The organism is Actinacidiphila epipremni, assembly GCF_012034175.1.
GTDB lineage: Bacteria > Actinomycetota > Actinomycetes > Streptomycetales > Streptomycetaceae > Actinacidiphila > Actinacidiphila epipremni.
This window is the reverse complement of record NZ_JAATEJ010000031.1, coordinates 75,566-87,925: the sequence shown is the minus strand read 5'-3', so window position 1 is coordinate 87,925 and position 12,360 is coordinate 75,566. Positions and strand designations below refer to the sequence as shown.

Here is a 12,360-nt window from a genome sequence, read left to right as displayed (position 1 = left end):
ACCGGGTCTGCCCGCCGGCGAAAGTCGTCGCCGCCGCGTTCAGGTCCGAGGGCGTCACGTCGATCGGACCGGTCGGCTCGCCGAAACTCACGAGCGGCCCCCGCCCCAGATCCGCAGATTCGCCGCCTCGGCCGACCGCTGGCTTGCTAACCCGGCCAAGGCGGCCAGTCCCGCCTTCGGACGCGATGTCATCGCGTACCCCCTCCCCGTGGCGGCACCGTCAGAGGTCCGCCACTTTGCTGTGCGGCGGTGGCACCGGCGGCTCCGCGTGCGCTTATCCAGCAACCTCTCCCGTGTCAGCCGGCGCGTTCAGCCGACGATCCAGCGCCTCCGGCCCCCGAGCGTCGAGGTGCCTGGATGGACCATCGTCACATCCGGTCTCGGCCGACCCGCGCCCCGGGCCGCCACCCGGCAGCAAAGCCGGAGGTCAGACGTCGATCTTCGAGCGGTCCAGTGTCGTGGCCGAGTTGGTGATGAACTCCTTGCGGGGGGCCACCTCATTGCCCATCAGGAGGTCGAAGGCGCGTTCGGCGGCCTCGATGTCGCTGATGTTGATGCGGCGGAGGGTGCGGTGGCGGGGGTCCATTGTGGTTTCGGCGAGTTGGTTGGCGTCCATTTCGCCGAGGCCCTTGTAGCGCTGGATGCTGTCCTTGTAGCGGACGTTGCGGCGCTGGAGGTCGAGGAGGGTCTGGCGCAGTTCGTTGTCGGAGTAGGTGTAGAGGTATTTGTCCTGGCCCTTCTTGGGCTGGACGAGCTCGATGCGATGCAGGGGGGGGACGGCGGAGAAGACGCGGCCTTCCTCGACCATGGGGCGCATGTAGCGCTGGAAGAGGGTCAGCAGGAGGCAGCGGATGTGGGCGCCGTCGACATCGGCGTCGGCGAGGAAGATGACCTTGCCGTAGCGCGCCTGGTCGATGTCGAAGGTGCGGCCGGAGCCCGCTCCTATCACCTGGATGATCGCGCCGCACTCGGCGTTCTTGAGCATGTCGGAGACGGACGACTTCTGGGTGTTGAGGATCTTGCCGCGGATCGGCAGCAGCGCCTGGAACTCGGAGTTGCGGGCGAGCTTGGCGGTGCCGAGGGCCGAGTCGCCCTCGACGATGAACAGCTCGCTGCGGTCGACGTCGTCGCTTCGGCAGTCGGCGAGCTTGGCGGGCAGGGAGGACGTCTCCAGGGCCGTCTTCCTGCGCTGGGCCTCCTTGTGCTGGCGGGCCGCGATACGCGTCCTGGCGGCTGCCACGGCCTTCTCCAGCACCGCCCGGGCTTGGGCCTTGGCGTCGCGCCGGGTGGACGTCAGGAACTCCTTGAGCTCCTTGGCCACCACGGCGGCCACGATGCGGTTGGCGGCGGAGGTGCCGAGCACCTCCTTGGTCTGGCCCTCGAACTGCGGCTCGGCGAGCCGTACGGTGACGACCGCCGTCATGCCCTCCATGGCGTCGTCCTTGACGATGTCGTCCTCGGCGACGCGCAGCAGCTTGGTGGCGCGCAGCACCTCGTTGACCGTCTTGGCGACGGAGCGCTCGAAGCCGGTGACGTGGGTGCCGCCCTTGGGGGTGGCGATGATGTTGACGAACGACCGGACGGTGGTGTCGTATCCGGTGCCCCAGCGCAGCGCGATGTCGACGCCGAGTTCGCGGGTGACCTCGGTCGGCGTCATGTGGCCGCGGTCGTCGAGGACCGGGACGGTCTCCTTGAACGTGCCGCTGCCGGTCAGCCGCAGCACGTCGCAGATCGGCTTGTCGGGCGCGAGGAACTCGCAGAACTCGCTGATGCCGCCGTCGAAGTGGAAGGTCTCCTCGACGGGCTTGTCGGAGTCGATGCCGCGCTCGTCGCGCACCACGATGGTCAGGCCCGGGACCAGGAAGGCGGTCTGCCGGGCGCGCTGGTGCAGCGTCTCCAGCGAGAGCTTGGCGTCCTTGAGGAAGATCTGCCGGTCCGGCCAGTAGCGCACGCGGGTGCCGGTGCGGGTGCGGGGGACCTTCTTGGTCTTGCGCACACCGCTCGCGGGCTCGAACTTCGCGTCGGGTCCGCCGCCCGCGTACGTACCGGGGACGCCGCGGCGGAAGCTGATGGCGTGGGTGCTGCCGCCGCGGTCGACCTCGACGTCGAGCCGGGAGGACAGCGCGTTGACGACCGAGGCGCCGACGCCGTGCAGGCCGCCGGAGGCCGCGTACGAGCCGCCGCCGAACTTGCCGCCGGCGTGCAGCTTGGTCATGACGACCTCGACGCCGGACAGGCCCGTCTTGGGCTCGACGTCCACGGGGATGCCGCGCCCGTTGTCCCGCACCTCGATGGAGCCGTCGGCGCCGAGTACGACCTCGATGTGGTCGCAGTGGCCGCCCAGGGCCTCGTCGACGGAGTTGTCGATGATCTCCCAGACGCAGTGCATCAGGCCCCGGCTGTCGGTGGAGCCGATGTACATGCCGGGGCGCTTGCGCACCGCCTCAAGGCCTTCGAGGACCAGCAGATGCCGCGCGGTGTAGTTGGAGCCGTCGCGATCTGCGCCCGTCAGCAGCGCGGTGGACGGCACGGATGTTTCGGCGGTCACGCGGGCAACTCCTCGATCTGGGTGGTCTGAAGTTCTCAGCCGTGTCGGTGAGAGGGTACCGAGGTCGGTCGGGGCGGCCGTGCCGCGACCCGGTATCCGGGCCTTCATCGTAACGCTGGTCGCTCATGCGTTCGATAACCCGCACGAGTGATACACATGTCACGTTCCCAAAGAGGCATGAACCATTTAGGCTCCGGGCACGTCCTCACCAACACCCCGGCAAGCCGGTCGGGACAGAGCAGGACAAGTACGACAAGAGCACCACACGCGACATCCGACGCAATGACTCCTATTCGCCGCCAATCGGTAACACCCAGTCACTCCGAGGCCCGTTTTCGAGGAAAAGCCGTCAGCGGGAACGTTTTCGGCCTGGTTGGATGTTGACCCTGGTACGACAGCTCGTCGAGCTAGAGAAGAGGCGACGTGACTACTGTTCTGACCCCCGCGAGTCCGCTGACAGCGGCAGACCGCTGCGACCGTTGCGGCGCTCAGGCTTACCTGCGTGTCGTTCTCATCAGCGGCGGTGAGCTGCTCTTCTGCGCACACCACGGACGCAAGTTCGAGCCGGAACTCAAGAAGATCGCTGCGGAAATACAGGACGAGACGGGACGCCTCACCGACGCCCCGGCGTCGGCGGGAGACGACGAGCGCTGACACATCGCACCGGCGACTAGCTCGGACCCGCGGGCGGACGGACCCCTTGAGGGGGTGTCCGCCCGCGGGTTTTCCCGTCACACGGTGTCCACCGCAGGTGACACCTCAACCGCGGGTGACATCCCAGGTAACCGCTCAGGTGGTGCTCATGTGCTGCGCCACTAGTGCGGACACCGCGGACACCCGGGTGTAGACCCCCGGATAGGCCGCCTCCGCGCAGCCCGTCCCCCACGAGACCAGCCCGATCAGCCGGCCGTCCGCGACCAGCGGGCCGCCGCTGTCCCCCTGGCAGGCGTCCTTGCCGCCCTCGGGCTCCCCCGCGCACACCATCGAGGCACGTACGTACGTGCCGTCCGCGTCCCCCGGGTAGGCCTTCTCGCACACCGAGTCGGCCAGCACCTGGACCTGGGCCGTCCGCAGTGACTGCGGGTACGTGCCCTGCCCCGTCGTGTCACCCCAGCCGTAGACCTGCGCCTGCGTCCCGGGCGCGTACGAGGCCGTGTCGTCCGGTCCCGCCATCGGGATGACGGCGCCGCCCGGCAGCGATGCCGACAGGGTGATCACGGCGACGTCCCCGGCATTGGTGGTGGCGTCGAAGTCGGGGTTGACCCACACGTCGGACAGCGGCAGCTCCTCCCCGTCCGACCCGCCGAGATCGGTGCGGCCGGCGATGACCCGCAGGTCCGGGAGGTTGTGCCAGTCCGTGACGCCCAGCGCGTCCTGGCCGAGGCAGTGCGCCGCGGTGACGACCGTACGCGGGCCCACCGCCACGCCGCCGCAGAACTGCCCGGATCTGCCGGTGCCGAAACGCTGCCGGCTCGCGAGCGCCACCACCCACGGCTCGTCGTCGGTCGTCGTCGGCACACCGCCGACCACGACCCCGTTGGCGGCGGCCGGCACCGCGGGCGCCGCCAGGGGCACCGCGAACGCCGGCAGGACGGCCGCGGCGGCTATGAGCGCCCCGCGGCGGCCCTTGCGCGGACGTCGGGTGCCGGCGCCGGCGGCGGCGCGGCGCAGGCGGGCGGGGACGGTGACATGCATACGGCCTCCTGACTCTGTGAACGGCTCTGGACACCCAGAGTCATAGACAGGGCCGGAGGCCGCATCCGCAGAAAGCGCGCCGCGCGTCAGTCCAGGTAGTCCCGCAGGACCTGCGAGCGCGAGGGGTGGCGCAGCTTGGACATGGTCTTGGACTCGATCTGCCGGATCCGCTCGCGCGTGACGCCGTAGACCTTGCCGATCTCGTCCAGCGTCTTGGGCTGGCCGTCGGTCAGGCCGAAGCGCATCGAGACCACGCCCGCCTCGCGCTCGGACAGGGTGTCCAGCACGGAGTGCAGCTGCTCCTGCAGAAGCGTGAAGCTGACCGCGTCGGCGGGCACGACCGCCTCGGAGTCCTCGATGAGGTCACCGAACTCGCTGTCGCCGTCCTCGCCGAGCGGGGTGTGCAGCGAGATGGGCTCGCGGCCGTACTTCTGGACCTCGATGACCTTCTCCGGGGTCATGTCGAGTTCCTTGGCCAGCTCCTCCGGGGTGGGCTCGCGGCCCAGGTCCTGGAGCATCTGGCGCTGCACCCTGGCCAGCTTGTTGATGACCTCGACCATGTGCACCGGGATACGGATGGTGCGGGCCTGGTCGGCCATCGCGCGGGTGATCGCCTGCCGGATCCACCAGGTGGCGTACGTGGAGAACTTGAAGCCCTTGGTGTAGTCGAACTTCTCGACCGCGCGGATCAGGCCCAGGTTGCCCTCCTGGATCAGGTCCAGGAAGAGCATGCCGCGGCCGGTGTAGCGCTTGGCGAGCGAGACGACCAGCCGGAGGTTGGCCTCCAGCAGGTGGTTCTTGGCCCAGCGGCCGTCCTCGGCGATGATCTCCAGCTCGCGCTTGAGCTTGGGGGCGAGCTTGTCGGCCGCCGCGAGCTTGTCCTCGGCGAAGAGGCCCGCCTCGATGCGCTTGGCCAGCTCCACCTCCTGCTCGGCGTTGAGCAGCGGGACCTTGCCGATTTGCTTGAGGTAGTCCTTGACCGGGTCGGCGGTGGCGCCGGCGACCGCGACCTGCTGCGCGGGCGCGTCGTCCTCGTCGTCGTCGGAGAGCACGAAGCTCTCGGACTCCGCCTTCTCCGGCTCGTCCTCGCCACCGGTGCCGGGCGCGACGTCCTCAAGCGCCTCCTCGGCCTCGATCGCCTCGTCCTCGCCGGGCGCGGCGGCCGTCTTCTTGGCCGCTGTCGCCTTCTTCGCGGGGGCCTTCTTGGCGGCCGTCTTCTTGGCCGCCGCGGCCTTCTTCGCGGGCGCCTTCCTGGCCGCCGCTGGGTTTTCCGCCTCCACCGATGGCTCCACCGTGGTCTCGGCCTCGACCACCGGCTCGGGAGCCGGGGCCTTGGGCGCTACGGTCTTCTTGGCAGGGGTCGCCTTGGCGGCGACCGTCTTGGTGGCAGTACGTTTCGCCGGGCTCTTGGCTGCGACGCTCTTACGGGTGCGCTTGGGCGCCTCGGCGGCACTCACCATCAGCGTCACACCCTCCTCATCGAGGACCTGGTTGAGGCTGCGCAGAACGTTCTTCCACTGGGTTGCCGGAATCTGGTCCGCTTCGAACGCCCGACGCACATCGTCGCCTGCGATCTGCCCCTGGGCCTTACCCTGCTCGATGAGCGCCATCAGAGACTCGGACTCGGCGATCTCGGACGGGAGCGTACGGGATGTGCTGGCCGACACGAACAACCTCTCGGAACGATGGGAACGACTCGGTGGAACCGCACGGCGACTCAGCGTCGTATTCGATGCTGAATATTCCTCGTACCGCCGCCACCTCTTAAGTCATCGCACTGCCTCGTCTGGCGTTACGCCCAGCTTACGTGGCCCGAGTCACACCCCAAATTGTGCAGATCAGCGGCAAAGTCGGACATGTGACACACACGGGGCCGCCGCCGGCCCCCGGTGTGCGCGGGGCCCGCGGCGGCCGGGCGGGGCGGTCAGTGCTCTCGGGGGGCCGGCACGACATGGTCGGCGGCAGCGGCGGACTGCTCCGAGGAGGGCACGGACAGCAGCTGGCGCATCGCGGCCTCCGCGGTGCCGCCGTCGCCCCCGGCGAGCGCCTCGACGATCCGGTGGTGCAGCCCTACCGAGGCGTCACCCGGACGCTCGCAGCCGGTGACCGGGCCGCCGGAGACCTGGAGGGCCGAGGAGACGATGCCGGACAGGTGCTCCAGCATCCGGTTGCCGGCGACCTGGAGCAGCAGGGAGTGGAACTCGACGTCGGCGCGGGTGAACGTGAGGGCGTCGCCCTGGGCGGCGGCGTGGGCCATGATCTCCGCCATGTCGGTGAGCCGCTGCTGGACGTCCTCGCGGCCGTGGCCGGCGGCGAGCCGGGCGGCGAGCGGCTCGATCGTCCAGCGCAGTTCGAGCAGCTCGCGGCGCTGCTCCTCGCGTTGCGGCCCGAAGGCGCGCCATTCGATGATGTCGGGGTCGAGCAGATTCCAGTCGGCCACCGGGCGGACCCGGGTGCCGACGTTGGGGCGGGCGCTGACCAGGCCCTTGGCCTCCAGCACCCGGAGGGACTCGCGCACCACGGTGCGGGAGACCTCGAAGCGCTGGCCGATCTCCTCGGGGACCAGCGGGCGGTCGGCGCCCAGGTCACCGGAGACGATCATCTGGCCGAGCTGCTGGACGAGTTGGCCGTGCAGCCCGCGGCCCCGGCTGCCGCCCGCGCGGCGGCCGACCCGGCTCATGTCCGGATCCATGCCTTCCCAGGACCCGATTCCTGGGCGTTCACCACCGGGGGTTTCCGGGTACGGGTAGCGGTCCAGCTCGCCCGGGCCGGCGATGCCGGAGTCGGCGGATCGAGCCGCGGTCATCATGGTGTGCGCAAGGGTACTCACGCATCCTTTGTCGGCGATGCCGATGCGGGCCTTGAGGGCTTTGCTGAAAAGCACACGAAAGGGTGAGCATCCCTCACCTGATAATTGACGTTTTATCGGGACGAATCACACGTCCTCGCTGTCGACGCCGCCAGCTCCCGCGGTACGGATGGGAGTTGGCCCGCGGCCCCGCCTGCGGGCCCGCAACGTGCTTGCGGCGAAGGCGACGACCAGGCAGGACAGCGACAACGCCAGGGCGAGGCCGAGGGGTTGGGCGGCCGAGCTCAGTGTCGCCAGCGCGGCGCGGTTGTCGGCCCGCGACGCCCCGGTGGCCACCGACCACAACGCGCCGCCCGCCTCGCGGAATTGCCGGCCGGTACGCCCGCCGAGCAGGGCCCGCAGGGCCGGTGCGACCAGCAACGGCACCGAGAGCACGGCGGACAGCCCGAGCGCGGTGGTGCGGAACGCGCAGGCGGCGAGCACTCCGGTCCACGCGCACGCGACGGCGAGCGCCGCCCAGCCCACGGTCGTGGCCGACAGCGCGGTCGGGTCCGGTACGCGGCCCGGTCCGAGGGCGAGCCGCAGCACGGCGGTGTCGGCGAGCGCGGCCAGCGCGGCGGTCAGCAGCGCGAGGCCGCCGCTGACCGCGAGTTTGGCGGCCAGCAGCCGGGGGGCGCGCGGTTCGGGGCCGAAGCCCGCGGTCAGGGCGGGGAAGGCGAACTCCTGCCCGTACGACAGCGCGCCGATCGCCCCGGCGCCGATCGCGGCGGCGGGCAGCGGCAGTTCGGCCGGCCAGCCGGCCAGCAGCCGCAGCGGTGAGGTGGGTACGGCCCCGCCGCGCGCCAGGAGGAGGGCGCCGAGCACGGAGGCGAGAACCGTGCCGGCCACCAGCGGCCAGGGGGTGCGCACCCCGAAGCAGCGGCGCAGCTCGTAGCGCAGCGGGTGCAGGGGGCTGTGCGGGGTCCGCTGCGGCGCCGGCCGGGGCCTGCGGGCGGGCAGCGCGAGCCGCCGCCGGGCGGGGGCGGGTACGGCGTGCGCGGAGGGGCCGGGGGCGGGCGCGGGGGCGGGCGCGGGCAGCGCGGCGGTGGCCGGCCGGTCGGCGAGCTGGTGCAGCAGGATGCCGTGCCGGTGGGCGATCTCGCCGACGGCCGCGGAATCGGCCCCGTAGACGGCGATACGGCTGCCCCCGGCGGCGACCACCTCCGCGCCGTCGTCCGCGAGCAGTCCGGCGAGCCGCTGGGCGTACGGCGAGCGTACGGCGACATGCGGGCGCAGCCGGCTGCCGGCGAACTGCTCGGCCGGCTGGTCGGCGACGATCCGCCCGCCGGCGAGCACCACCAGCCGGTCCGCGGTCCTGCCCAGCGCCCCCGGGTCGCGGCCGGTCAGCAGGACGGCGCCGCCGGCAGCGGCGTGCCGGCGGACCAGCGCGTGCACCCAGGCGGCCTCGCGGGGCGCCAGATCGCGCGCCGGGTCGTCCACGACGAGCGCGTGCGGGTCCGCCAGCAGCGCGACGGCGAACGCCAGGCGCCGGTCCATGGCCAGCGAGTACGTGCCGAGCGGCCGGTCGGCGAGCGCGCCGAGTCCGAGTCCGTCCATGACGTCGTCGGCGCGGGAGGCGGGCAGGCCGTGCGCGGCGCAGAGCATCCGCAGGTGGCCGCGGGCGGTGCGGCGGGGGTGGCCGGGGACGTCGCCGAGCACGGCGCCGATCACCCTGCCGGGCCGGGCGAGCTCGTGCAGCGGGCGACCGTCGACGAGTGTGGCGCCGCGGCCGGCCTGGAGGCCGAGCAGTAGCCGTAGGGCGGTGGACTTGCCGGAGCCGGCGGGTCCGAGCAGGCCGGTGACCTCGCCCGGGCGGAGGTCGAAGGTGAGGTCGGCGACGGCGGGCGGAGCGCCCCGGCGGGGCATGCTGGTCAATCCGATGGCCTGGATCACCCCAGCACCATAACCCCGCAATTCGGGCATAATGCCCGATAACTACACCTCGGGTCGCAGCATCGGCGGATTGAGCAGGGTGGCCCCGCCCGCCCTGAACAACTGTGCGGGGCGCCCGCCCTGACGCGTCGTCGTCCCACCGGTCGGCACCAGGAAGCCCACCGTGCCGGTCACCTTGCGGTGGAAGTTGCGCGGGTCGAGCGCCACTCCCCACACCGCCTCGTACACCCGGCGCAACTCCCCCACCGTGAACTCCGGCGGGCAGAAGGCCGTGGCCAGCGACGAATACTCGATCTTCGACCGGGCCCGCTCCACCCCGTCGGCCAGGATCCGCGCATGGTCGAAGGCCAGCGGCGGGGCGTCGCCGGGGTGGTCCGGGCCGTCCTCGCCCAGCAGCGTCCCGACCGGCGCCCAGCGTGCGCTGCGCGCGTCCCCGCCGGCCCGCGGCGCGGGCAGGTCCGGCGCCAGCACCAGATGGGCGACGCTCACCACCCGCATCCGCGGGTCACGCTGCGGATCGCCGTACGTCGCGAGCTGTTCGAGGTGCGCGCCGCTCTGCGCCCGCAGCCCGGTCTCCTCGGCCAGCTCCCGCGCCGCGGCCTGCGACAGATCCTCGTCGGCCCGCACGAACCCGCCGGGCAGCGCCCACCGCCCCTGGAACGGCGGCTCCCCGCGCCGCACGGACAACGCACACAGCGCGTGATGCCGCACCGTGAGCACGACCAGGTCGACGGTCACGGCGAAGGGCGGAAAGGCCGACGGGTCGTAGGGCGACATGCCGCGATCTTAGTCGTCTGCTTGACGATAATCAGCCGGATCGACACCTCCGCGATCACCTCATGCGCTCCCCCGCCCGGCGCGCCCCCGCGGCCCGGTCCGGCTCGCCCCCGGGTCCGGGTCCGGTACGGCTCGCCCCCGGCCCCGGGCGGGCGCCCGACGCCGCACCCACCGCTCAGGCCCCGAGCCGCAGCCCGGGCGCCGCCTCCTCCACCATCGCGGTGCCCAGCCGGCCGACGCGGACCGCGAACGGCGCCTGCGCCACCCGCAGGCCGCTCACCCGCACCGCGCCCGCCGGCGCGCACACCAGTGGCCGCAGCGCCACGCTGCCGCCCGGCACGTCCGGCCGCACACCCGCCAGCGCGGCCAGCACATGCACCGCCCCGGCCGCCGCGAGCGCTGCGGGCCGGCACGCCACCGGATGCGGGCAGGGCGCACGTCCCCGCACCCGCTGCTCCCCCGCGTATATCTCCGGCAGCCGCATCCCGAACGCCTCCGCCGCGCCGAGCAAGCCGCCGAGCAGCGACGCCGCCGCTTCCTCCAGCCCCGCTGCCGCGAGCCCGGTCACCGCCACCGCGGTGTCGTGCACGCGCACCGCCCCGCTGCGGTGCCCGAACGCACTGAACCCCGGCGCTGCGGCGGACAGCGTCCGCAGGCCCCAGCCGCCGTCCATGTCCGGCGCCGCCAGCAACCGCGCGAGCTGCGCCTTCTGCTCCTTGTCCAGCAGCCCCGGCGTCGTCCCGCCCGCACCCGCCAGCCCGCCGTCCAGCAGATGCGCCAGCGACGACGCCACGACGTCGAGCGCCCTGCCGTCCGCCGTGCACGCGACGACCGGCCGCACGCCCGCCGGGCCGTCGCGCAGGAACCGCCGCCGGAAGGCGGCCCTCATCCCCGCCGCCCGCTCCCGCCACTCCTGCGCCCCCGGTCGGCCGAACGCCTCCAGCAGGTCCGCACCCTGCAGCGCCGCCCGGTGCGCATACGCCTGCACCTCCGCCCGCAGCGGCCCGCCCGGCGCCGGGTCGGCGATCAGCCCCTCGGCCGCGGACGCCGTGGCGACCCCGCGCAACCACCCCAGGCACCGCTCCGCCGCGGGCAGCAGCGGCTCCACCTCCCGCGCCGGAAGCCCCCATCGCCATGCCTCGGCCAGCACCGTCACGAACAGCGGCGTCGCCTCCACCGCGCAGGACAGCGGCGGCAACTGCGGGCCCGTATCGCGGGCCGGACCCCCGATCCGCCCGCTTCCCGGGTCCTGGATCCGTGCGAGCGTGTGCAGCGTCCCGGCCGCCAGGCGCGTGCCGAACGGCAGCAGCATCCGTGCCGCCCACAGCGCGTCGGGCGGCACCGTCGCCAGACGCCACGGAGCGCCGGCGGCCACATGCAGGTCGGCGGGATGCCGAGGGTCCCGCAGCAGCAGGCCCTGCAGATCGTCGAGCGAGGTGCGCAGCAGTGCTCCCGCCCGCGGATCGTCCGCCTCCAGCTCCGCCGCCGGCCACAGCAGCGGGGGCCGCGCGAAAGCGGCAGGCGCCGACCCAACGCTGCCGTCCCCGGCGGCTGCTCGCGGTCCGACGCCGCCGCCGGCTCCCGTACTCCCGCGCGACCGCGACCGCGACCACGACCACGAGCCGGGGCCGGCGAGCGGCCCCGCGTCGGAGTCGCCCCGGGACTCCGTGCCCGAGCGGCCACCGGGACCGCCGCCCGGCGGCGGCCCGAGCCCGGTCCGCAGCTCGATCACCCGTGACGCGCCCGCCGGCACGTCCAGCCGCCAGCCCAGCACCCCGGTCGCCGCGAGCACCACGTCGGGCGCGGGCCGGACGGTGGTCCGCACCGTCCGTTCCCCGTCCGACCAGCGCAGCCCCGCCCCGCTGACCGTGCAGGGCACGCCCGCCGCCGCCCGGCCGGCGGCGACCGCGGCGAGCGGTGCCAGGTCAGTGCCCAACGTGATCTCCACCGGCAAAAGCGCCCGCGCCGGACCGGAGTTGGTCACCGTGATCGTCTCGACGCCCTCGGCGGACCTCACCCGCTCCACCGTCACGGCGGGATCCGGCCCGCGGTCCGCCGCCGTCCGCGCCACCGCCACGAAGCGCACCCGGTCCGCACCCGCCATCCCGGCCTGCACGGTGACCGGCTCCGCGCCCGCCACCGTCAGCACGCAGCGCGCCAGCAACCGCCGCCCGTCCCGGTAGAGGCCGGCGACCCCCGCGCCGCGCAACTGCCCGTCCCGGTCGCAGACGGCCAGGGCCGGCGCGGCGACGCAGACCAGCGCGTCATGGACGGCCACCGGCAGCTGCCCGCCCCGCGCAGGACCCGGGCGCGGCGGTGCCGTCACCGCTTCCCGCCCCACCGCGCAAGGGACCGGCAGGCAGCGGACCGCCGCACGGAGGGCCGCCGCCCAAGGGACCGCCGTAACGGTGACCACTGCCCGACGGACCACCCCACCAGCGACCGCCGTGAACGAGGCCGCCGCGCAGGGACCCGCACCCCGGCCCGCCACCGCAGGGCGTCGTATCCCCGGGTCGCGTCCGCGCCCTTCCCCGGCTGCTGCGGTGACTGCTGCACGCCTGGTGAACGGCGCACCGACCGCCCAGGTCACGCGCCGTCT

8 protein-coding genes are annotated in these 12,360 nt (G+C 73.2%); 1 reads left to right on the top strand and 7 read right to left on the bottom strand.

The annotated features are described in order from the left end of the window. Window positions 1-427: 427 nt before the first annotated feature. Window positions 428-2,548 carry a DNA gyrase/topoisomerase IV subunit B gene (locus HCN08_RS29855; protein ID WP_167986412.1) on the bottom strand — a complete coding sequence of 707 codons (2,121 nt, stop codon included), beginning with the start codon at window positions 2,546-2,548 and terminating at the stop codon, window positions 428-430. Window positions 2,549-2,971: 423 nt separating this feature from the next. Here HCN08_RS29855 and HCN08_RS29850 point away from each other — a divergent pair, with 423 nt between their 5' ends. Next, window positions 2,972-3,202 carry a DUF7455 domain-containing protein gene (locus HCN08_RS29850; RefSeq protein ID WP_167986411.1) on the top strand — a complete coding sequence of 77 codons (231 nt, stop codon included), beginning with the start codon at window positions 2,972-2,974 and terminating at the stop codon, window positions 3,200-3,202. Window positions 3,203-3,337: 135 nt separating this feature from the next. On the opposite strand, the gene HCN08_RS29845 is transcribed toward HCN08_RS29850, so the two are convergent. From HCN08_RS29845 to HCN08_RS29820, 6 genes are all read right to left on the bottom strand, one after another. After that, window positions 3,338-4,243 carry a S1 family peptidase gene (locus tag HCN08_RS29845; RefSeq protein WP_167986410.1) on the bottom strand — a complete coding sequence of 302 codons (906 nt, stop codon included), beginning with the start codon at window positions 4,241-4,243 and terminating at the stop codon, window positions 3,338-3,340. An 86-nt stretch (window positions 4,244-4,329) separates the two neighbouring features. Next, window positions 4,330-5,910: an RNA polymerase sigma factor gene (locus tag HCN08_RS29840; RefSeq protein WP_167986409.1), complete on the bottom strand. Its 1,581-nt coding sequence runs from the start codon at window positions 5,908-5,910 to the stop codon at window positions 4,330-4,332. 257 nt (window positions 5,911-6,167) lie between these two features. Beyond that, window positions 6,168-7,073 carry a FadR/GntR family transcriptional regulator gene (locus HCN08_RS29835; RefSeq protein WP_167986408.1) on the bottom strand — a complete coding sequence of 302 codons (906 nt, stop codon included), beginning with the start codon at window positions 7,071-7,073 and terminating at the stop codon, window positions 6,168-6,170. 105 nt (window positions 7,074-7,178) lie between these two features. Further along, window positions 7,179-8,984 carry an ATP-binding cassette domain-containing protein gene (locus HCN08_RS29830; protein ID WP_167986407.1) on the bottom strand — a complete coding sequence of 602 codons (1,806 nt, stop codon included), beginning with the start codon at window positions 8,982-8,984 and terminating at the stop codon, window positions 7,179-7,181. Window positions 8,985-9,026: 42 nt separating this feature from the next. Next, window positions 9,027-9,761: an NUDIX hydrolase gene (locus HCN08_RS29825; protein WP_167986406.1), complete on the bottom strand. Its 735-nt coding sequence runs from the start codon at window positions 9,759-9,761 to the stop codon at window positions 9,027-9,029. A 175-nt stretch (window positions 9,762-9,936) separates the two neighbouring features. Next, entirely contained in the window at window positions 9,937-12,039 is a 2,103-nt protein-coding gene (locus HCN08_RS29820) for a glycogen debranching N-terminal domain-containing protein (protein WP_322974775.1), read from the bottom strand. Window positions 12,040-12,360: the final 321 nt, after the last annotated feature.